Source organism: Comamonas thiooxydans (assembly GCF_002157685.2).
In the GTDB taxonomy this organism is placed as follows: Bacteria; Pseudomonadota; Gammaproteobacteria; order Burkholderiales; family Burkholderiaceae_C; genus Comamonas; species Comamonas testosteroni_H.
Window position 1 is genome coordinate 4,563,620 of the sequence record NZ_AP026738.1, and the last position, 22,589, is coordinate 4,586,208.

17 protein-coding genes are annotated in these 22,589 nt (G+C 60.5%); 3 read left to right on the forward strand and 14 right to left on the reverse strand.

Features of this window, described 5'->3' with window-relative positions:
* Positions 1 to 13: 13 nt before the first annotated feature.
* The 3 genes from glaH (at position 14) to CTR2_RS21245 (ending at position 2,772) form a co-directional block, all read left to right on the forward strand.
* The gene (gene glaH / locus CTR2_RS21235) at positions 14 to 937 is read left to right on the forward strand and encodes a glutarate dioxygenase GlaH (RefSeq protein ID WP_087081215.1); all 924 of its coding nucleotides are present in this window, start codon (positions 14 to 16) and stop codon (positions 935 to 937) included.
* A gap of 100 nt (positions 938 to 1,037) precedes the next feature.
* The gene (locus CTR2_RS21240; protein WP_087081213.1) at positions 1,038 to 2,279 is read left to right on the forward strand and encodes an alpha-hydroxy acid oxidase; all 1,242 of its coding nucleotides are present in this window, start codon (positions 1,038 to 1,040) and stop codon (positions 2,277 to 2,279) included.
* A 52-nt stretch (positions 2,280 to 2,331) separates the two neighbouring features.
* Positions 2,332 to 2,772 carry an HIT family protein gene (locus CTR2_RS21245; protein WP_087081211.1) on the forward strand — a complete coding sequence of 147 codons (441 nt, stop codon included), beginning with the start codon at positions 2,332 to 2,334 and terminating at the stop codon, positions 2,770 to 2,772.
* 105 nt (positions 2,773 to 2,877) lie between these two features.
* Here the strand turns inward: CTR2_RS21245 and CTR2_RS21250 are convergent, their stop codons facing one another.
* The 14 genes from CTR2_RS21250 to CTR2_RS21315 all read right to left on the reverse strand — a co-directional run bounded on the left by CTR2_RS21250 (position 2,878) and on the right by CTR2_RS21315 (position 22,497).
* Positions 2,878 to 3,921 (reverse strand): adenosine deaminase, encoded by a 1,044-nt coding sequence (locus CTR2_RS21250; protein ID WP_087081209.1) that lies wholly within the window; start codon positions 3,919 to 3,921, stop codon positions 2,878 to 2,880.
* A gap of 155 nt (positions 3,922 to 4,076) precedes the next feature.
* Entirely contained in the window at positions 4,077 to 5,051 is a 975-nt protein-coding gene (locus tag CTR2_RS21255; RefSeq protein ID WP_087081207.1) for an aromatic ring-hydroxylating dioxygenase subunit alpha, read from the reverse strand.
* Positions 5,052 to 5,224: 173 nt separating this feature from the next.
* Positions 5,225 to 6,382, reverse strand: a complete 1,158-nt coding sequence (locus CTR2_RS21260; RefSeq protein ID WP_087081205.1) for a BMP family ABC transporter substrate-binding protein — start codon at positions 6,380 to 6,382, stop codon at positions 5,225 to 5,227.
* Positions 6,383 to 6,576: 194 nt separating this feature from the next.
* Entirely contained in the window at positions 6,577 to 7,722 is a 1,146-nt protein-coding gene (locus tag CTR2_RS21265; protein ID WP_003073334.1) for a BMP family ABC transporter substrate-binding protein, read from the reverse strand.
* A 52-nt stretch (positions 7,723 to 7,774) separates the two neighbouring features.
* Positions 7,775 to 8,695: an ABC transporter permease gene (locus tag CTR2_RS21270; protein ID WP_087081203.1), complete on the reverse strand. Its 921-nt coding sequence runs from the start codon at positions 8,693 to 8,695 to the stop codon at positions 7,775 to 7,777.
* A 3-nt stretch (positions 8,696 to 8,698) separates the two neighbouring features.
* Positions 8,699 to 9,793 (reverse strand): ABC transporter permease, encoded by a 1,095-nt coding sequence (locus CTR2_RS21275; RefSeq protein WP_087081201.1) that lies wholly within the window; start codon positions 9,791 to 9,793, stop codon positions 8,699 to 8,701.
* Complete coding sequence (locus CTR2_RS21280; RefSeq protein WP_087081200.1) at positions 9,786 to 11,345, reverse strand: ABC transporter ATP-binding protein; 1,560 nt, start codon at positions 11,343 to 11,345, stop codon at positions 9,786 to 9,788. The genes CTR2_RS21275 and CTR2_RS21280 overlap by 8 nt, the downstream gene beginning before the upstream one ends.
* Before the next feature lie 76 nt (positions 11,346 to 11,421).
* On the reverse strand, positions 11,422 to 12,354 hold the full coding sequence (locus CTR2_RS21285; RefSeq protein WP_003067150.1) for a LysR family transcriptional regulator: 933 nt from the start codon (positions 12,352 to 12,354) through the stop codon (positions 11,422 to 11,424).
* A 155-nt stretch (positions 12,355 to 12,509) separates the two neighbouring features.
* A complete protein-coding gene (locus CTR2_RS21290) occupies positions 12,510 to 14,585 on the reverse strand; it encodes a sensor domain-containing diguanylate cyclase (protein WP_087081198.1) in 2,076 nt (691 codons plus the stop codon).
* 248 nt (positions 14,586 to 14,833) lie between these two features.
* Complete coding sequence (locus CTR2_RS21295) at positions 14,834 to 15,472, reverse strand: Crp/Fnr family transcriptional regulator (protein WP_087081196.1); 639 nt, start codon at positions 15,470 to 15,472, stop codon at positions 14,834 to 14,836.
* A 400-nt stretch (positions 15,473 to 15,872) separates the two neighbouring features.
* The gene (locus tag CTR2_RS21300; protein WP_176391701.1) at positions 15,873 to 18,368 is read right to left on the reverse strand and encodes a TonB-dependent receptor; all 2,496 of its coding nucleotides are present in this window, start codon (positions 18,366 to 18,368) and stop codon (positions 15,873 to 15,875) included.
* A 188-nt stretch (positions 18,369 to 18,556) separates the two neighbouring features.
* Positions 18,557 to 19,510, reverse strand: a complete 954-nt coding sequence (locus CTR2_RS21305; protein ID WP_087081192.1) for a FecR domain-containing protein — start codon at positions 19,508 to 19,510, stop codon at positions 18,557 to 18,559.
* A 1-nt stretch (position 19,511) separates the two neighbouring features.
* Positions 19,512 to 19,991, reverse strand: coding sequence for a sigma-70 family RNA polymerase sigma factor (locus CTR2_RS21310; protein WP_087081190.1), 480 nt, complete (start codon positions 19,989 to 19,991; stop codon positions 19,512 to 19,514).
* 301 nt (positions 19,992 to 20,292) lie between these two features.
* Entirely contained in the window at positions 20,293 to 22,497 is a 2,205-nt protein-coding gene (locus CTR2_RS21315) for a TonB-dependent receptor (protein WP_087081188.1), read from the reverse strand.
* Positions 22,498 to 22,589: the final 92 nt, after the last annotated feature.

Genomic DNA, 22,589 nt, shown 5'->3' on the forward strand with positions numbered 1-22,589 from the left:
GGCCCCACCCACCATGAACGCTACCACCCCCCAGCAACTGATTCAGCCCGTCGCCTACGAGATCGCCGCTCACCCCGAGCACCCTCGCCTGCTGAAGCTGACGCTGAACACCGAAGCCCTGAACGCCTTCCTGGCCGATGTGCGCGATATCGACGTGCAGAACCTCGAGTACGTGCCTTTCATGCGCTTTCATCTGGCGCGCCGCCTGAAGGCGCACATGGGTGCCGACTTTGGCGAGACCCTGGTGAACATCATCAAGGACCGCAAGCATGGCGGCTTTGTGCTGGGTCTGGAAGGCGTGAGCCAGGATAGCGACGACTATGTGAAGTTCGGCACCGCCATCGGCCATATCCTGGGCCCGGCCAACCACGACTCCATGTCCAACAAGTACTACGCACGTTTCCTGGTCAAGCACACCGACGCCAGCGACTCCTATCTGCGCCAGGCCTATCGTCTTTTCACCATGCACACCGACGGCACCTTCGTGACCGAAGCCACCGACTGGCTGCTGATGATGAAGTTCGACGAGCAAAACGCCGTGGGCGGTGAGTCGCGCTTTCTGCACCTGGACGACTGGAGCGAGCTGGACTGCTTCGTGCAAGACCCGCTGGGCGCCAAGCCCCTGCTGTACAAGGCTCCCGGCTCCAAGAACGTGAACGAGCGCGTGGAACGCCCCGTGTTCTTCCACGGCGAGTTCGGCCTGTCGATCTCCTTCATCGACCAGTTCGTGCAGCCTGCCAACGACGCCGAAGCCGAATATCTGCAGAATCTGTCCGAATCGATGGAAAATTCGCCCGGCACCCGCACCGTCAGCCTGCCCGCTGGCGACCTGGTGGTTCTGAACAACTACTTCTATGTGCACGGCCGCGCACCGTTCGAACGTAACGAGCAACTGCACCGCGAGCTGATGCGTCAGCGCGGTACATTCGCTCAGTAAACCTTGAACACCTGATGTTTCTGTCACGCCCCCGTGCACCGCAAGTGTGCGGGGGCGTAGCCAGTTAAACCCCTGAATTTCGCTCCCGAGGCGCCCTACCATGGCATCGTCACAAGCCCCTGCTGCAAACGCAGCCTCCGCCCCCAAAGCGCAAGCCGCCTACGGCCAACGCGCAGGGCTTCCCCGTCATCTGCAGAACATTCTGTCGCTGCATGACTTCGAGGCCGCAGCGCGCAAGCACCTGCCCCGCCCTCTGTTTGGCTATGTCTCCGGCGCGGCTGAAGACTGCGTCTCGCTGCAGGCCAACCGTGACAGCTTCCAGCAATACGGCTTCAGCTCCAGGGTCATGGTGGATGTGTCGCAGCGCAACCAGAAGGTCGAGCTGTTCGGCCAGACCTGGGACTCGCCATTCGGCGTGGCCCCCGTGGGTATCAGCGCCATCAACGCCTACCGTGGCGATCTGGTGCTGGCTCAGACCGCTGCAGCGAATCGCATTCCCGCCATCATGAGCGGCACCTCGCTGATCCCCATGGAAGATGTAGCCAAGGCTGCACCATCGACCTGGTTTCAGGCCTATCTGCCCGGCGATACCAGCCGCATCGACGGCCTGATCGACCGCATCGAAGCCGCAGGCTTTGGCACCCTGGTCATCACCGTGGACATCCCGGTCTGGGCCAACCGCGAAAACAATGTGCGCACCGGTTTCTCGATGCCGCTGCGCCCCTCGCTGCGCCTGGCTTATGACGGCATCACCCGCCCGCGCTGGATGGTGGGCACCATGCTGCGCACGCTGATCAACCACGGCATGCCGCACTTCGAGAATTCGTTTGCCACGCGCGGCGCGCCTTTGCTGTCGGGCACCGCCATCCGCGACACCTCGGGCCGTGACCACCTGAACTGGAAGAACATCGAACGCATTCGCCAGCGCTGGAAGGGCAACCTGGTCATCAAGGGTATCCTCAACGAAGACGATGCCGTGATGGCCACCGATATCGGCGCGCAAGGCATCGTGGTCTCCAACCACGGCGGCCGTCAGCTCGACGGCGTGGTCGCCCCGCTGCAAATGCTGCCTTATGTGGTGGACCGCGTGGGCCACCGCACGGCCGTGATGATGGACAGCGGCATTCGCCGCGGCAGCGATGTACTCAAGGCCATGGCCCTGGGCGCGCGCATGGTGTTTCTGGGCCGCCCCTTCATGTACGCCGCCGCAGTTGGCGGTGCGCAGGGCGTTCATCACGCCATCACCTTGCTGCGTGACGAGGTGGACCGCAATATGGCCATGCTGGGCGCGACCTCCATGGCCGAGATCACCCGCGACTGCCTGCGCGCGACGCGGGCCTGAAACCGCTCAGCCTCTAAGATAGAACGCTTGAACCATAAAAAAGGAGAGCGTCATGCCCATGTTTGTAGACCACTCGCCCCCTGGCCAGTGCATTTTCTGCAAGCTCGTCAAAGGGGAGATTCCATCGGCCAAGGTCTATGAGGACGATTTGACCATCGCCTTCATGGACATCGGCCAGGCCACGCGCGGCCATGTGCTGGTCGCCAGCAAGCGCCATGCCGTCAATCTGCTGGAGCTGACGCCTGAGGAAGCCGGTGCCGTGATGCAGACGGCCCAGCGCGTGGCGGCCGCGGTGAACAAGGCTTTCGATCCCGACGGCATCAACATCTTCCAGGCCAATGGCGCGCCAGCGGGGCAGACGGTGTTTCACTTTCACCTGCATGTGCTGCCGCGTTTCGAGGGCGATGGCCTGTCCGTGGTCTGGAAGCGCGAAGAGCCGGGCTTTGCGGCACTGGGAGAGTTGGCTGAGCGCATCAAGGCCCAGCTTTCCTGAAGCAAGTCACTGATAAAAAAAGAGCAACCAGCACTTGATATTCATCGATTTCAGATAGAAATTTATCTAAAACCCTGATGTAGAAAGCGCTGGAAGCTCCTATTTTCAAGCCGCAAATTGCGCGAATATTGCATCCAGCTTTGCAATCCATTCGGCCTTCTGCGCCTCACCGGCAAAGCTCGCTTCCAGGCTGTTGCGCGCCAGCTGGTAAGCCTCGGGCGCACCCATGCCCGTGGCGGCAAAGAGCTGGGTGTAGTTCTCGTTGACATAGCCGCCGAAATAGGCCGGGTCGTCCGAGTTGATCATCACCTTGAGCCCGGCCGCCAGCAGCCGCGGCAGATTGTGATCGGCTAGATCCTTGATCACGCAGAGCTTGAGATTGGACAAAGGGCAGACCGTCAGCGGAATCTGCTCCTTGACCAGCCTCTGCATCAGCAGCGCATCCTGCTCCGACTGCACGCCATGGTCGATGCGCTCCACATTCAGCACATCAAGAGCACCCCAGATATAGGCGGGCGGACCCTCCTCCCCCGCATGGGCCACCAGATGCAGGCCCAGTTGCTTGCAACGTGCAAACACGCGGGCGAACTTCTCGGGCGGATTGCCCAGCTCGCTGCTGTCCAGCCCCACGCCGATAAAGCGATCACGCAGCGGCAGCGCGGCCTCCAGCGTCTGCAGGGCGCTTTCTTCGCTCAGGTGGCGCAGAAAGCTCAGAATCAGCGAGGAGGAAATGCCCTGCTCGATCTGCGCGTCGCGGCAGGCCCGATACAGGCCGTTGATGACGGTCTCCATGGCCACGCCGCGCTCGGTGTGGGTCTGGGGGTCAAAGAAGATTTCCGTGTGCACCACATTGTCGGCCACGGCGCGGTCCAGATAGGCGCGCGCCATGTCGTAGAAATCCTGCTCATGCAGCAGCACGCTGGCGCCCGCGTAATAGATGTCCAGAAAGCTTTGCAGATCGGTGAAGGCATAGGCCGCGCGCAGCGCCTCGACGCTGTCATAGGCCAGAGCCACCTTGTTGCGCTGCGCCAGCGCAAAAATCAGTTCGGGCTCCAGCGAACCCTCGATATGCATATGCAGCTCGGCCTTGGGCATGGCTCGCAGCAGCTGTGGCAGACGGGAAACATCTACGGCAGGCACGGTGTTCATCTTTATTCTCCTTGGCGCTACGCGCCATTCAATGTCTAGCCTATCAAACCGGCGCAGCTCAAGCCATATGGCCAGCCCCGACAGGTCTGCGACTTCGGCCTTGCCGCCGCAAGCCCGTGGCTCAACCGCATGGACGCCCATGCGGCAAGCCGGTATCAGCAGGTTCCGAAGCCTATCGCCTGGGCCTTCAGGAAACGGCGATAGGCCGACGACATGCGGTCGGCCGCCGAATGCATTTCCGCACGCGGGTCCAGCGGCAGGGCCTTGGGCAGCTGCGACTCCAGCACCGGCTGGTCCTGCACAAAGATGGTGTGCTGGAAGGTCTGCAACTGCTCGTCGGTCGATTCAAAGTCCGCGACCGCCAGCCGGAACCAGACACGGCTGCTTTCGGGAGTGACAGGGCAGATGAACAGGCCGATCTGCTCGCGCCAGCCCTGCTTGGAGCTACCCTCTTCGGGAATCTTGGTCAGCACGGCGGTGTAAGCAGCGGTCACCTCGTAGGTGTACTCCACCTCGGCGGCCTGGGTGGAGTGCAGATTGGACTGGGGCTGCACGGCCTTGCAACCCGTCGCCAGCACGCCGGTGGCAGTGGTCTCCACCTTGTAGGCGGCAATGGCCGTGGCGTCACGGCTGCCCAGCCAGCCTTCGTGCACAAAGCCGAAGTGAGACATGTCGAGAAAGTTCTCGATGATGCGCGGTGCACTGGCCGCCACATCGTAGGGCCCGCAGTTCACCTTGCGCAGATGCTCATCCGTCTCGGCTGCGAACACGGGCAGCTGGCTGTCGGAAGGCTCAAGTCGTACCCAGATCAGCCCATAGGCTTCCTGCACCTCGAAGGCCTGCACGCGCTGCGATGCGGGGGGTGTGAAATCGGGCACGGCGGGCACTTTCACGCATTGGCCACCGGAAGAGAATTGCCAGCCGTGATAGGGGCACTCCAGACGTCCGTTCTCCACACGGCCCATGGACAGGCGTGCACCGCGATGCGGGCAGCGGTCCACGAAGGACTGAACCAGTCCCTCAGCATTGCGCCACAGCACCAGCGGCTGTTCCAGCAGCAGCACGGAAAACGGCGCGCTCACCACATCGGAGGATTGGGCAACAGGATGCCAGAGGGTACGTTCAGTCATGGGGATACTCGTCATTATCGAAATACAAAGGGCCGCTCTGCGGCGGCCCTGTCGCTGCAAGTCGTGCCTGGACGACTGTCAACAGCCAACACTACCCGGCAAACCCGGGGTCTGCCTTGAAGACATGCGCCACAGGCCGCAATCGGTGCGGCGCGATGCCCGATCGGCAGTGCTTACTTGGCGTCGCCACCTGGCACTTTGCCTTCCACGCCCTTGACGTAGAAATTGATGCCTTTGAGGAAACCGTCATCGGCAACCTTGTCGGCAGCGATCAGTTCCTTGCCGTCCTGGCCGGTTATAGGGCCCTTCCAGATGGTGAATGTACCTTCCTTCAGTCCCTTTTTCACGTCCTCAACCTTTGCCTTGAGTTCGGCAGGAATGTCGTCAGCCAGTGAAACAATGTCGATCACGCCTTCCTTGACGCCCCACCAGGTCTGACGGCTGGTCCACTTTCCTTCCAGCGCGCTGCGGGTGGAGTCGATGTAGTAAGGCGCCCAGTTGATGATGGACGAGCCCAGGTGAGCCTTGGGACCATAGGCCGTCATGTCCGAATCCCAGCCGAAGGCACGCTTGCCTTTTTCCTCGGCCGTCTTCAGCACGGCCGGCGAATCGGTGTTCTGGAACAGGATGTCGGCGCCGCCGTTGATCAGGCTGGTTGCAGCCTCGGTTTCCTTGGGAGGGCTGAACCATTCGTTGACCCAGACCACCTTGGTCTTGATCTTGGGATTCACGGACTGTGCGCCCAGGGTGAAGCTGTTGATATTGCGGATCACTTCGGGAATCGGCACAGAGCCCACCACGCCCAGGGTGTTGGACTTGGTCATGCCACCTGCAATGATGCCGGCCAGATAGGCTCCTTCGTAAGTGCGGCTGTCATAGGTGCTGACATTGGCGGCGGTCTTGTAGCCGGTGGCGTGTTCCCACTTCACATCGGCGAATTCGGGGGCCAGCTTCTGGATCACGTCCATATAGCCGAAGGTGGTACCGAACACCAGCTTGTTGCCCTGCGAAGCCATGTCGCGCAGCACGCGCTCGGCATCGGCACCTTCGGGCACGCTCTCCACATAGCTGGTCTTGATCTTGTCACCAAACTCTTTTTCCAGGGCCTTGCGGGCCTGGTCATGGGCAAAGGACCAACCACCGTCGCCCACCGGGCCGACATAAGCAAAAGCAATCTTCAGAGGTTCCGGAGCAGCGGCCGCAGGAGCAGCAGCCGGGGCTGCTGCCGGCGCAGCTGCTTCTTCCTTCTTGCCGCAGCCCACGAGAGCGGCCGAGGCAATCGCCGTCAGTGCGGCGACCTTGATCAATGAACGCTTGTGCAAATCAGTCATTAAAGTTTCCTTGGAACAAAGAGTGAGGTTTGAAACCGATAGGAGCGCAAGCCCATGGATACCGGTTACACCTTGGGCAATATATGCATAAACTGCGCCAAATTGCAGATAGGTATCCTGAAAACGACAGCGCAAAAAGAAAGGCCCCTCGGGGCCTTTGATCGGACGCTGGTCAGACGTCCCGCAAACAGTGCTTATTTGGCGCCGGGCACCTTGCCCTCGATACCGTTCACATAGAAGTTGATGCTGCGCAGCCAGGCGTCGTCCGCCACCTTGCCGGCTTCCAGCAGTTCCTTGCCGGTGTTGTCCTTGATGGGACCTGTCCAGACGGCGAAGGAGCCGTCCTTCAGGCCGGCGCGGGCCTTCTCCACCTTGTCCTTGATTTCCTGGGGCACGTCGTCAGCGATCTTCTTCAGGTCGATGGCGCCTTCCTTCACACCCCACCAGAAGTTGCCGGTCTGCCACTTGCCTGCCAGCGTGTCTTCCACCACCTTGCTGTAGTAGGGGGTCCAGTCGATCACGGCAGAGCCCAGATGAGCCTTGGGCGCGAAGCCGCTCATGTCGCCGTCCTTGCCGAAGGCACGGGCACCGCGCTCCTCGGCTGTCTTCAGCACGGCGGGAGAGTTTGTGTTCTGGTACATCACGTCCACGCCGCCATTGATCAGGCTGTTGGCAGCTTCGGATTCCTTGGGAGGGGCAAACCACTCGTTCACCCAGACCACCTTGGCCTTGATGGAGGGGTCGATGCTCTGAGCGCCCAGCACAAAGCTGTTGATGTTGCGCACCACTTCGGGGATTGGCACCGAAGCCACCACGCCCACGGTCTTGGTCTTGGTCATGGCACCCGCCACGATGCCGGCCAGATAAGCACCTTCAAAGGTCTTGGTGTCGTACACGGCTGCGTTGTCGGCCGTCTTGTAGCCGGTGGCGTGCTCGAACTTCACATCCTTGACGTCGGCGGCGACTTTCTGCACAAAGTCCTGATAGCCGAAGCTGGTGGCGAAGACCAGCTTGTTGCCCTGACCGATCATGTCGCGCATCACGCGCTCTGCGTCGGCAGACTCTGGCACGCTCTCGACCATGGAAGTCTCGATCTTGTCGCCGAACTTCTCCTGGATGGCCTTGCGGCCCAGCTCGTGCTGGTAGGTCCAGCCGCCGTCGCCGATGGGGCTCACATACATGAAGCCGATCTTGAGCTTGTCGGCAGCTGGAGCAGCCGCAGGTGCTGCGGCAGGAGCCGCTGGTGCTTCTTCCTTCTTGCCGCAAGCGGTCAGCACAGCCATGGAAACAGCCGACAGGCCGATCATCTTGATCAGAGCGCGTTTGCCCAGAGTTGTCATTGAAGTTGTCCTCTCATTATTTTTGAAAAGCGGATTGCACCACATTTGGGCATCACGCTCCAGGGTAGAAGGGTTTTCCCAGGGAGGCCGGCATATTGGCTCGAATCCAGGTCGGATTGCGCGAGATCAGCACCAGCACCACGATGGTGGCCAGATACGGCAGCATGGAGAGAATCTGGCTGGGCACCTGAACCCCCGTGGCCTGCAGATGGAACTGCAACATGGTCACGCCGCCAAACAGATAGGCGCCCAGCAGGACGCGGGCCGGCCTCCAGGTCGCGAAAGTCGTCAGCGCCAGAGCGATCCAGCCTCGACCCGAAACCATGTTCTCCACCCACAGCGGCGTGTAGACCACGGAGATGAAGGCACCCGCCAGCCCGCACATGGCACCGCCAAACATCACGGCCATCAGACGGATGCGGCGCACGGGATAGCCCAGGGCATGGGCTGACGAGGGCGACTCGCCGACCGAGCGCAGCACCAGACCCGCACGCGTGCGATACAGAAACCAGACCATCAGGGCCGCCAGCACGATGGCGCCGTAGACCAGCGGGTGCAGCGTGAACAAGGCCGGGCCCACGAGCGGCAGATCTGCCAGGCCCGGGATCGAGTACTTGGGCAGCTCGGGCAGCTTGGCCTGTACATAGCCCAGGCCCACAAAAGCCGAGAAGCCCGCGCCGAACAGCGAAAGCGCAAGACCGGTTGCGTACTGGTTGGTGTTGAACCAGATCACCAGTCCCCCAAAGATGGCAGCCAGCAAGGCCCCTGCCAGCATGCCCGCGCCAAAGCCCAGCCAGGTACTGCCGGTGTGCACGGTAGCGGCAAAACCCGCAATGGCAGCACAGAGCATCATGCCTTCGGCACCGAGATTGACGATGCCCGATTTTTCATTGATCAGCAGGCCCAGGGCCGCCAGCGCCAGAACGGTGCCGGCGCTGAGGGTGGAGCCCAGCAGCAGTGCATAGGATTCCATGGATCAGGCTCCCTTCACTGCAGAAATGGCGCTGCCGGCTCTTTTCGCCACCCAGCGGATGCGATAGGCCACCAGCGTGTCGCAGGCCAGCAGCGCGAACAGCAGCAGCCCCTGGAAGACGCCGGTCAGCGCCTTGGGTAGGCCCAGACGCGACTGCGCCAGCTCGCCACCGATATAAAACATGCTCATGAGAATGGCCGAGAAAATCATGCCCACAGGATGCAGGCGCCCCACAAAGGCCACGATGATGGCCGCAAAGCCGTAGCCGGCGGGCACATAGGGCGTGAGCTGACCCAGAGGGCCAGCGACTTCCAGTGCTCCCGCCAGACCGGCGGTGGCGCCGGAGATCAGCAGCGCCGTCCACAGTGCCTTGCGCGAGGAAAAACCGGCATAGCGTGCCGCCGACGGCGCCAGGCCGCCGACCTGCAGGGCAAAACCTGCACGCGTGCGAAACAGAAATGCCCACAGCAGACCAGCCCCCACCAGCGAGATGATGACGCCGATATTCATGCGCATGCCCTGCACCAGCCGAGGAATCTGTGTGACGCGCTCAAAGCTCTTGGTCTGCGGGAAGTTGTAGCCCATGGGGTCCTTCCAGGGACCATAGACCAGATAGCCCAGCACCAGCGTGGCCACATAGACCAGCATCAGGCTGACCAGAATTTCGTTGGCGTTGAAGCGGTCGCGCAGCAAGGCGACTATGCCCGCCCAGACCATGCCGCCCAGCATGCCGGCGATCAGGATGGCTGGCACGATCCAGGGCCCTGTGGTCTTGTCGGCCAGCAAGGCAATGCCACCTGCAGCCACCGCACCGATGACGAACTGGCCTTCGGCACCGATATTCCAGACATTGGAGCGAAAGCATACGGCCAGCCCCAGCGCTATCAGCAGCAAAGGCGTGGCCTTCACGGCCAGCTCGCCCAGGGCATAGCCCGACTTGATGGGTTCCCAGAAAAAGGCCTGCAAGCCCTTGACCGGGTCCTTGCCCAGCAGGGCGAACAGGCAAATCCCTACCAGCACGGTAATCAGCAACGCCAGAATTGGCGAGCCATAGGTCCAGAACCTGGATGCCTGGGGACGTTGTTCCAGCTTAAGCATGGGCACCTCCCTGCACCGCCGCCGCATCCCACAGGCCGCTCATCCATTCACCTATCTGCTGCACCGTGGCAGCCGCTCTATCCACCGAGGGGCTCAGGCGACCCTTGGCCACCACATGCAGGCGGTCGCAAATCTCAAACAACTCGTCCAACTCCTCACTGACCACCAGCACGGCGCACCCCTGGTCGCGCAGCTTGAGAATCTCGCCCCGAATCTGCGCCGCAGCCCCCACGTCCACCCCCCAGGTGGGCTGAGAGATGATGAGCAGACGTGGTTTGGCATCAATTTCACGACCCACGATGAACTTCTGCAGATTGCCGCCCGACAGCGACTGCGCGGCCGAGTTCGGACCGCCGGCCTTGACGTTGAAGCGGCCGATGATGTCCCGCGCCTGCGCCTGCAGAGCCGCCATGCGAATCCAGCCGCCCTTGCCCACAGCGGTCTTGCGCGTCAGCAACAGGTTGTGGGCCAGGCCCATGCTGGGCACGGCTCCGCGCCCCAGCCGCTCTTCAGGCACGAAATGCAGGCCCATGCCACGGCGCCGGCTCGGCCCCATGCGTCCTACGCCCTTGCCCAGCAACTGCACGGCCTCTGCCTCGGAGCGTGTGTCCTCGCCGGACAACGCATACATGAGCTCTTTCTGACCGTTGCCGGAAACGCCTGCAATACCGACGACTTCGCCCGCACGCACCTGCAGCGCAATGCTCTGCAGATCGACACCGAAGGGTTCCTGGCTTCTGAGTGACAGCCCCTGCACGCGCAGCACGGTATCGCCGGTATTCGCACTACGGTGCTCCAGCTCCGGCGGCTCCGAGCCGATCATCATGCGCGACAGAGAAGCATTGGTCTCGTTGGCCGGGTTGCACTCCCCCGTCACCACACCGCCGCGCAGCACCGTGCAAGCCGTGCACAGCGAGCGGATTTCATGCAGCTTGTGGCTGATATAGAGGATGGAGCAGCCTTCCGCGGCCAGGCGGCGCAGCACCACAAACAGCATCTCCACAGCCTGGGGCGTGAGCACCGAGGTGGGCTCGTCCAGAATCAGCACGCGGGGATTGGTCAGCAGGGCGCGGATGATTTCCACGCGCTGCATTTCGCCGACGGAAAGCGTGTGCACGGGGCGATGCGGGTCCACCTCCAGCCCGTAATCGCGGGCCGTGGCCTGAATGTTCTCGATCACCTTGGCCAGTGCAATGCTCTTGTCCAGGCCCAGCCAGACGTTCTCTGCCACGGTCAGCGTGTCGAACAGGCTGAAATGCTGGAACACCATGGCAATGCCCAGAGCCCGGGCTTCCTGCGGATTGCGGATCTGCACCGGCTTGCCGTCGACCAGGATGGCTCCCTCATCAGGCTTGACCGCACCGTAGATGATCTTCATCAGCGTGGACTTGCCAGCGCCGTTTTCGCCCAGAATGGCGTGGATCTCGCCGGGCTTAACTTTCAGCGATACCTTGCTGTTTGCAACAACAGCTGGGTACCGCTTGGTAATACCCTCCAGCTGCAAACGCGCAGGCGCACTCGCAGATGGGGAATGTGTCGGGGGGGGATTCATCGCTGGATTGTCTCTCAATTCAAATAACAAATTGACTCAAACAGGCTCTATGCGCTGAACAGGAATACGATACAAGCTATTGATTTCGCAGCGTTAGTGCAACATTGCGAACCACCTCTCGCAGCCAGCGTGTGGCGGCACCAGCATGCGAACGCGCATGCCAGAGCTGGTAATAGACCAGCGGAGGGAATTCCACAGGACAAGGCAGTATGGCCAGGGACAGACGTTCGCTGAAACGCTCGCAGAACAATCGGCCCGAAGTCATGACAAGCAAGCTTGATGCCACCATGTCGGGAATCAGACTGAAATGCGCGCAGCGTGCCACCACCTGGCGACTCAGACCCATGCCCGCCAACTGTTCGTCTATCACGCCCAGGGCACCGGGATAGGCCGGGGTTGGCGCAATATGCTCGGCCTGCAGCCATTGCTGTACATCCCAACCCCTGCGCACTGCCGGATGCTTGGGACTGACCAGACAGACCACCTCGTCCTCGAACAGCTTGGCCATGTGCAGGCCTTCCGGTGGCTGCGGCCAGTTCCCGATGACGACGTCGATCTCGCCATCGGCCAGTTGCCCCTCGTAATGCGCCTCGGCACTCAGCGGCAGAAAGTCCACCGGGCAATGCGGGGCCTGCGCCTTCATGGCCGACATCAGCCGCGGCAGGAACTGGGGATCCAGATAGTCGCTGGCCGCAATGCGGAAGGTACGAGTCGAGGTACGTGGGTCAAACTGCCGTGCATCGCTGAACAACCCCTCGGCTGCACGCAGAATGTCTGCCGAGGGTTGCACCATGCGCAACCCCACATCGGTAGGCTGCATCTGTGCCCCGGAACGCACCAGCAAAGGGTCGCCAGCGAGCTCGCGCAGACGCCGCAGGGCTGCAGACACCGCCGGCTGGTGCATGCCCAGTCGCAGCGCTGCCCTGGAGACGCTGCGCTCCGTCAGCACCGTGTGCAGCACCCTGATCAGGTGCAAATCTATCTTGTCGAACAAGGTCTGGTCACGCATAGGTCACGGCCATCCGGGCGCTTTGGCACGGCCAGCCTCATCCATTTTGTATACAAAGCAGCCGCAGAGCGTAACTCAGTCAGCCCCTTTGAGCAGCCAAGGGATTGCCCTCTAGGCCGTCATATCTGCCTTGAATTCAGCATGCGCAATCCGGCTCAGACCGCCGCCGTCATCACTTCCACACGGTTGCGCCCTTTGCGCTTGGCGGCGTAGCAGGCCATATCGGCTCCCTTGAAGGCGCTGGCCGCCGTGTGGTAGCTGGCATCCAGCAACAACATGCCGATGCTGGCACTCAACATATAGCGCTGCCCCTGGTAGGAGCCCTCCCAGTCCTGAATGGCCATGCACAGCAGTTGCGCATGGCGCATTCCTTCCTCACGGCTGATTCCGGCCATGAGAATGGCAAATTCATCGCCCCCAACCCTGGCCACCCAGCCATGAGGGCGTACCGTTGATTCGATCAACCGGGCGATATGGCCGAGCACCTCGTCACCCACTTCACGCCCCCCCTGGCGATTGACCTGAGAGAAGTGGTCCAGGTCCACATACAGCACGATGCCATGCGCCTTGGGCTCGCTCTGCGAACGGGCGATCACATTCGCGCCTCCCAGGCTCTCCAGATAGTCGGGAGTCGTATATTCGCGCAGCCATTCCTTGAGCCGCAGAGCAAACGCCGTTCGGTTGGGCAAACGGGTCAAGGGATCGTGCATGGCTTTCCAGCTCGATTGCTCGCGCAACTGCCGCTGCGTGGTCACGTCCTCCAGCTCCCAGACCAGGTATTGACCATCCAGCGCCTTGCCCGACTGCTCCCAGGCCCTGTGCATGCGCTGCATGCTCTGACCGTGAATTCGCACCCATATCGGCCTTGCATCCTTGCGTACCAAGCAGACTTCGCTATCAAATTGTCCATAAGTATCCAGAGCCCGCCGGACCCGCCCCATCAGATCCTCATGGTCGGCATCGCTGGCACACAAATCACGCACAGCCAGGCCCTGCATTTCCTGAGGCTGATAGCCAAGTACTCTGGCTGCCTGCATACCCACACGCTGCACCTTTGAGCCATGCGTCACGATCAAACCTACGGGGGCATAGTCCATCAAGGTCTGCAACTGCATCTGCAAATCACGCTCCAGCTCGCCATGCGCCTCATATCCACCGCCCAGGGCCTGCAAGGCAGTGCGCAGGGTCTGAGCCTCTCCCCAGTCATGATCGGACAGGCCATGCCACCAGTTGCCCCCCCGGCTGGCCAAATCCACTTCCAGCATCAGCCCACGTCGAGAAGCCTGCTCCGCCGAACGGAACAAGGCCGTCAGCGGATAGGCGATCAGGCAAAGCACCGCGCCCAGCAGTCCAGCCAGTAGCAGCAGGGCCGTAGCCAGCCAGCCCATCATCTTGACCGAGACTCCCGGCACCCATTCCTGAACGTTGCTGACCTTCAGCAGAGTCCATTGCGCCCAAGGCAGCGGCATGGCGCTCCAGAGTTGGTTATTTCTCTGCTCACTGACCGCACCGGTCTGGGCCGTCTTGAGCCAAGCTTGATCCAGCCCGCGAGGTAGCGCAGCATCGCCCAAGGCAGGGGGCAATTGCCACTGCCCTTTGCTGCTGAGAGCCAGCGGACGCAGGTCACGGTCGATCAGCAGCAGCTGGCTACCCGCTTCGGCTGAGGCAACTTCCAGCGAAAACAATACCGACAAAGGCGTCCGGTAGCTGCCGCCAAGAACGCCCTCCAACTTGCCTTGCAGATCACGCACCGGCACGACATTCTGAAACTCCAGCTGCAGGCCTGCCTCACCGGGACGCACCCAGGCTTGGGTGACCGGCTTGCCCTCTGCCAACGAGCGCTTGAGCACTTCACGCAGCGGCTCTTCAAGCTGTTCTGCGGCCAGCGCCTGCTCCTGATGCAGATTGACCAGCAACTGCCCTTTTCCATCGGCCAGTTGAAGTTGCTCATACTGCTGTGCCATGGATGTGGGTTGCTTGAGCATGGCCTCCAGTGACTCCTGAGAATCACGCATATGGCCCGCCAGCACAAAAGACAGACTATGCAGGGGCTTTTGCTGCTGCTCGACTCTGAAGGCCAGCGAACGGGCCGCGTATTCCAGCGCCTTGGTCTGCGCCGGCAACGCTCCGTCCATGACCGCCCGGCGCAGGGAGTAAGCCACCCAGCCCGCAGCGCCAGCTCCAGCCAGCAGCACTGCAATCATGGCAACAAGCACCATGCTGCGCAGCATGGGGCCTGGGCCTCTGCGTATCCGCCCAGACTGTGTCGCGGCAGCAACCTCCTCCGGCTGCGACGGCGCAACCCATGGCGGCTCTGCTTGCAGGGAGAAGACAGCATCTGACATGGGCCTCAATATAGAGAGCCGATGTCTGCAACCCAACGAGAGGAAACCCCGGAGATTGTCGATAAATGCTACGCCGTAAGCTCCTGCTCAGAGCAGAAGCCAAGCGCTGCATGGCCTGCAACCCGGCCCGGTATTTACCCCAGCGCCAGCACCTCCAGTGCGCCGGGCTTGGGTAATTCAATGACATTGCCTCGCCCGGCAATCAGCCCATGCTCTCGCAACTGCCGGAGCACGCGCGAGAATGTTTCCGGCGCAATACCCAGTTGCGCTGCAATCAGGCGTTTGCGTGCCTTGAGGGTGACATGCAGGGCATTGCCATTTCCTCCCGGGCTCGCATGGTTCAGCAGCCACTGGGCACAGCGCGCTTCGGCGTCCTGAGCCAGGCGACTGACCGCCAGCTCGGTCTGCGAGCAATAGGCCCTGGCCAGATCTTTGAGCAAGTGCTGCACGGCGGGTGCAAGCTCCGCCACAGAGCTCAGAAAGCGCGCCAAAGGAATGATGTAGATGCGCCCAGCCGTCTGCGCCTGCATATCGAGGCAGGAAGGACGCTCTTGCAGCGCAAAAGCGGCATCCAGCCAGGTCGGCCCGTCCACCTGCCCCAGCTGATGGCGCATGGCCGAATCCTGCCCGACCCCGAGCATCACGCTGCCGCTTTCCAGATACAGCACCGAATCGAGGGGGTGGCGACGTTGCCTGAGCCAAGAGCCTGGAGCAAAGCTCTCAGGCTGCCCAAACGTGGAAGCGATTTGCGACATGGAGGGCATGGTGAACATATGCGCCACACTGTGCCGGGCTTTGCTCCGGCTCATATTGAGCCAAGTCAACAAGCCAGGCCGGCCTGCCAAAAGGGCCGCAGTCGAAACTGCCGCCCTTTGGACCTGACCAATCAATATTCCAGATCGGCAACGTCGTAAACACAACTCAGCCCCCGGAAACAGACTCGTCCAGGCGCCTCATATCGCTGCATCTTTTTTCCAGTCGACCATGGGCTGCCGATGGCTGTCATTCCTTACCGGACGCAGGAAGTCAGCTAAAGGCAGCAGATTCTCGGGGAGCGCTGACAAAAAACGGCAAGCAGTCGCCGCAGTGCCCCGACGTCGAGACAGCTCAACCAGATCAGGCGCTGCTGTCGCAAAGCACCGCCATTCGTCGACCGGCCTGTATGACCTGCACCTACCAAGTGTGTGCATAGCTGACTCGCAACACTGTGCCCGCTGCGGGGAGGCGGCTGGTGTTGTTGTTATTGCGAAGCAGCTGGCTGTATAGCGGGAAGTAGTTGCGGTTGAGCAGGTTTTCCACACCGAGCGATACGCGGTTCTTGGAATCGATTTTCCATTGGCTGATCAAGTCCACCGTGGTGTAGCCCCTGGTGTCGTGGCGCCCAAAGCTGGTCTTGCCATCCAGGCGGTAATCCTTGGAGGCATATGCGCTTGCCTGGATGCGGTGGCTCCAGCTGGCACTGGGACGGTATTCCACATATGCAGTCAGTTTGAGGGGCGGAATACGATAGCCCGTCATGTCCTGATAAAGGCTTGAGCCCTGCGGAAGTTCACGCCCTTTCATCCAGGTAAAGCTCCCACCGCCGCTCCAGCGGTCATCGTCGCTGAAGTAATCAAGGCCACCTTCGATCCCCCGGATTTTTTCTTTGGTTCGCAGCAGCGTGAGCCCGTTGTTGAAGCTCTGCACCGCACCGAGGTCGGAGCTCGATTGAAAGGCTCCCAGGTTGGCAATGACATTGGAAAACTTGCCGCGCCAACCGACTTCTACGGTATCTGTTTTGACGGCCTGCAGGTTGGAATTGCCGATGTTGAAGCCCGCTGTGGCATTGCGTACCACGACCCCGATATCCGGTAGCTCAAAGCCCTGGCTGTAGGACGCATAGAACTCGTGTCCCTTGGTAGGCGCAAAGACCGTGCCCAGGTTGTAAGTCCATGAGCCGTATTTAACAGTCCCGCCAGCCACGGACTGGGGGCTGGGCAATCTCGATTGCGACAAAGGGGTGAAGTCGTTGAAGCTGGCCTGAGCTCGGTCGTAGCGCGCTCCTCCTTCCACAGACCATTGATCGTTGAATTTGTGTTGCAACTGGGCAAAGGCGCCAATGCTTCGGGTCGTGACCTGAGGCATATAGATCAAGCGGCCAATCTTGTTGAACACCAGACCTCCACTGGCGTCATAGGCCTTGGGATCAAAGATATCGATCGGCATGTCGGTGCGCTCGTGATTGAAGTCTGCCCCCCAGATCAGCAAGGTGTTCTTCTCTTGTCCGAGAGGTGTTTTGATGGTCAGGCGACCACCGAACACATCGGAGTTCTGCATGGACTGATCGACGTTGGCGCCTCGCACAGGAACGGCCCGTGCATCGAAGGGCGCAAAGCGCGTATAAAAATCCCGGTAATAGAGTTGAGCCGCCACGGCGCTGCCTGCGAGATCGCGGTTCTCATAGTCAAGACCCAGCATGGTGTTCTTGATCTGGTTTTGATCTGCAAGTACCAAGCCCTTGATAGGCCTGGCGGCAGCCGTACCTGCGGGCAAGCGGGCCACTGACGGATCGGATGCATAGTCGGTGTCCTGGCTGGCGTTGTAGTGGCTCGCGGAGAATTGAAGCCGTTGATTTGCGTCCAGCTTGAAGCCGATCTTGGCCGACGCGTTGTAGATATTGGAGTCGAACAGGTCTCCCTGACTGGGCTCTGGTGCAATGCGGTTCCCCTTGGCATCGAAAGAGCCTCCGACATGCTTGGCACCCAGGCTGACGGAATAGTCGACCACATCGCCGCCGCCAGAAAGATAGTGCTGGACTTCGGCTCCAAGTCCGGCGCCTCTGAGTTGGGACAGCGGTGCAGATCCCGTCACGATGGTCTCTGCTTTGGTCTCACCCGAGGGGCGTTTGGTACGCACAGAGATGATGCCGCCAGCTGCGCCGCTGCCGTAGATGGCACTGCTGCCGCGAAGCACCTCAATCTGTTCGATGTCTGCAGGATTGATGTTGGCGAGGTTTCTGGATGAGTCGCGATTGGTGTTCAGTGGAACCCCGTCCACCAGGATAAGCATGTTCCGGCCGCGCAGAGTCTGCCCATAGTCGGTGATTGTGTGGCTGGAATCTGCCATCCCCGGGACGACTTTGCTGAGCATGGTTGCCAGACTGTCGGAGCCTTGCCGGAGTTGCTGAACTTCTTCAGCTTCGAGAATACTGACCTGCCGGGACGGCGCAACGAGATTATTCTGGGTACGTGCCGTCACCGTAACGGCGGCAAGCTCCGGAGAGCCCTGGTCGCTGGCGGGCGCGGAAGCACTGCTCTTTTGTTCGATGGATGCCTTGGTGGTCCCCGGGACTTCCAGTGCATAGTTGCCTTCACTTAGACGACGTGCACTCAGTCCCGAGCTTTCCAGCAAATGTGCAAAACCGCCATCGACGGTGTGGAACCCAGACAGGCCAGGAGTACGCTTGTCCTTGAGCTTGCTCAGATCCATGCTGAGATTGATGCCCGCCTGAGCCGCAAAGTCCATCAGCGCGGGGCCCATTGGGCCAGCGGCCACCTGATAGGACTTCTGCGCAGGACTGGTAACCGGATCTGCAGCAAAAGCCTCTGGTATGTGCAAACCGATAGCGGCCGTGCCGACGATGGCGACAAAAATCCCTCTGACTGCCGTTGCGACCGGGCGCAGTCGCATCGCATTGGCGTTCCTGTTGAGTTTCCGGACGTACTTTTCGGGCATCTGCTCAATCCTCCTGGCTGTCAATAAACGGGTCTTGATGCACTTGACAGGCGAGATTGAAAAACAGGACAGCGATTTCAAAGAATCATCGCTCCGGCCTGAATTTCGGAGGGCAGCACGCGAGAACCTGATCCCGAGAAACCTCAGGAACGCGTGACGGTTATCCAGTAACGGGTGCGTTGCTGCCTATGGATTGGCAAGGTCCGAGCCAGCAGCTCGAGAATACGATCTGTGTCGCGCAAATGGAACGTGCCGGACACGAGCAGCTCAGCAGCACTTGGATCGCAGCGCAGGATTCCTTCGCGATAGCGCTGCAACTCCTCCAGGAAGTCAGCCAAGCGCATGTTCTCGGCATACAGCACACCCCGAGTCCAGGCATCGGCGTGGGATGGCAGCGAGGTGAAGGCCCCCGCCTTGTGCGCATCGAAGTTCACTTGCTCGCCAGCCTGCACGACAAGGGATTGCCTGGAATGCGCAGGCATTACCTGCACCGCGCCTTGCAGCACCGACAGCGTCGTGCTCCGTGCATGCTTTCGAACGATGAATTTGGTGCCCAGTGCCTGCAGCCGTCCATCGGCAGTCTGGACAACAAAGGGCAAGGTCTTGTATTCGCTGAGGTGTGCAGTTTCCACCAGAATCTCACCTGCAAGATGCTGGATCAGACGTTCCTTGCCATCGAACTGAACGCTTATTGCAGAAGCCGTATTCAACAACACCTGACTGTTGTCAGCCAATGTCAGTTCGCGTCTTTCGCCTGTTGCTGTTCTGAAGTCCGCATTCCAGATGTGCCATGGCAGATAGCGGTAGGAGAACCAGCCAAGCATTGGAGTTGCCAGAGCGAGTGCCGATGCACGCAGAATCTGCCGGCGATTTCCTGCAGCACGTGGACGATCCAGAACAGCCATGCCAACTGCCGAGGGAACACTATCCATTCGGAATTTCAGTTGCTCTATGCGTTGCCAGATTTCCTCGTGGGTTGCACTGAGGCTGCGCCATCGAGCAAGCTCGGCCTGCTCTGCCTCGCTGAAATCCGATGCGTGCCGACGAGCCAGCCATTGAGCGGCCTCATCGAGAATGCTTGCATCGATGGCACTCATTTCAGGCGTCCAGCATCACGCGCAGGCATTGCCGGAAGCCCTGCGCCATATAGCGGGTGACCGTACGCACGCTTACTTGCATCTGCGTGGCGATCTCCTCATAAGCAAGCCCTTCGAGCTGTGAAAGCAGGAATGCAGTGCGAACTTTCGTTGGAAGCTCTCCCAGCAATGCATCCAGTTCCTCCAGGGTCTCCAGCAAGATGGCTCGGGCCTCTGCGGAGAGCGCGGTGGCTTCAGGCAATAGCTGCAAGGAGGCAAGATATGCCTGTTCGAGCGAGCGCCGTTCCAGGTGATTGATCATCAATCGCCTGGCGACGATTGTCAGATAAGCCCTGGGCTCTCTGATGTCTTCGATTGCTTGCGTTCTGGCAGTTGTCCAAATGCGCGTGAATGTGTCCTGCGCAATGTCTGCCGCATCACAACGGTTACCAAGCTTGCGCTGCAGCCAGGAGACCAGCCAGCGGTTGTGCAGTGTGTACATGCTGCCAAGTGCTTCACTGGCGATGCTATTGGCGTGGGTAGGCACCGAAGTCTCTCGTGCATTGGAAATGCAACGATTCTACATAAATGATACCCATTCTCAACTATAGAAAAGCCCCACAGCCCTCCGCAAGCCAGACCCGGTCCGGCCAAGAGTCATAGCAGCCATGCAAAGCAGCCGCGCAGATGCATCAACTGCGCAGCCGCCGTCAAAGGATCTCGGATCCATATCTGCTCGGAATTAGCAAGAGCGTCGTCGACCTGGAGACCAGAGACCGGCTGCAAACTTCAGCACACCCGCGTCAGAAGTCAACCGTTGCCGACAGCGCCAACGTGCGTGGTGCCCCCAGTGCCAAGCTGGACAGCAGCGGCATGCCCCAATAGGCCTTGTTGGAAACGTTCAGCAGCGTCGCGCGAAACGTGACAGGGTTGCCTGCAACCTTGGTTGCATAGCGTGCACCGAGGTCGTAGGTCACACGACCTGCCGCCCAAAGGCTGTTGTCCGCGCTGATATATTGCTTGGACACCGCCGTTGCATTACCCGTAACAGTCAGCCCGGGAATGGCAGGAATATCCCATTCAGCACCCAATTTTCCTTGCAGCTTGGGCACACCCGTGGCGACTTTGCCCTGATTGACGCCGCCTGCGGTCTGCGTCAGCTTGGGGGCGGTATAGGCAATCCCGCCCATCATGCGCACGCCACGCAGCGGTGATCCCCAGAAACCCCATTCGATGCCGCGATTGCGCTGCTCTCCGCCGAACGAGAAGATATTGGTGACCGGGTCCGTATAGCTGCTGGGGCGTGTGATCTCGAACAGACTGAGCGTGTGCGCGAATTCCCCAAGATCAAGTTTGACACCCACTTCTTTCTGCTTGGTCTTGTAAGGCGCAAATACTTCGCCCGCATTCGCGGCAGTCATTGGAGCGGTTGCGCCCTGGCTCAGGCCTTCAATGTAATTGGCATAGGCCGAAACATGCTCTGTCGCCCTGAACAGCAATGCTGCAGCAGGCGATGTCGCACTCTGGTCATAGCGCGAGGTGCGCGCACCGGTTCCGATGTTGAAGGCGTCGCTGACTACTTGCTGGCGGCGCACACCCAGAGTGAGCTGCACGCGATCTTCGGCAAATGACATGGTGTCCGCCAGGCCATAGCTGGTCAGGCGCACCTCGGTGTGCGAGATATGCGGCGCAACAAAGGGCGCTTCCGGTCCCCAGACCGGGTTGTAGAGGTTGGTGGTCCAGTCTGCGCCCGGCACGCTGCGGCGACCATAGTCGTCCTGCTTGTGAGCATAGTGCGTTGCATTGAGCGCCCATTGATGCTTGATGGCTCCGGTTTGGAGCCTTCCCTTGAGACCCATTTCAGCCGAACGCTTTTTCTGCTCGAAGGCCAGTTGTCCCATCGCTGTCTTGAAATCGCCCGCAGCGTTGAGCACCTGAGCCGACATCGCACCGTTGTATTGATAGTCGGTTTTGCTGACGCCGAAGGCCGCGTAGGCCATTACCTGATCGTTCACATCGAATTCACCGCGCACCATCGCAGCCTTGTCCTGGTTGTGCACATGTGACCAGTTGGGGTTCAGCAAGGTCTCAGGCTTGGGCGGCCTGGGAATGGCCACACCCGGAGCCAGACTGATGCCGCGTGTCACGCCGTTCACGCGGTCATCGCTGGAGTAGAAGTCGGCGGAGATCCGGACTCGGTCGCCGCGCCAGTCAAGGCCCAGCGATGCAAGCCTGGATTTCTTGTCCTGCTGGTTTACCGCCCCTTCACCTCCACGGTAAACACCATTGAAGCGGATGCCAAACTGCTTGTCCGCGCCAAACCTGCGTCCCAGATCAATATGGCCGCCAAACTGCGAATCCGACATATAGGTGGTGGTCAGCCGCGTGATGGGATCGCTGGCAGCGCGTTTGGGAACCAGGTTGACGGAGCCGCCTACTGATCCTCCAGGGGGCATGCCATTGAGCAATGCGGACGGTCCTTTGAGGACTTCGATGCGCTCGAACATCTCCGGCGTGGTGCGATAGTACGGTGCCATGCCATAGAGACCGCCCAGCGTCATGTCGGAGCTGCCGGAAGAGAAGCCGCGAATCGAATAATTCTCGCTCCATGACGCTGCAACCCCATTGCTGAACACCGTGGGATCGGTGGCAGAGATCACATCGGTAATGGTCTGCGCCTGACGATCCTGCGTGAACTTCTCGGTATAGCTGATCGTGTTGAAGGGCGTCTCCATGAAGTCCTTGTCGCCCAACAGGCCGACACGACCGCCGGAATTGACCTGGCCACCCGCATAGGGAGCGGTGACGGGAGCGATTTTTTCTTGCACGATGACCTGTGGCAGCGTGGCCTCGGCCTCGCTGGTCTGCACTTGGGAATGCGCCGTTCCCGCCAGCAGACTGCCCATGGCCAGTCCCAGCAGCACATGGGGGCACACCACGCTGTGCCGGCGCACAAATGGAGGAGTCTTCAGAGAGTTTTGTGAAATGAGGCCTGGGTTCTTGGGCATACCCGATTCCTGTCGATATATGCATGGCGCTTGTGCATCGCATGCTGAATAGAACTGCTGGCTGGGTATGAACCTGGCTATGACAAAGAGAG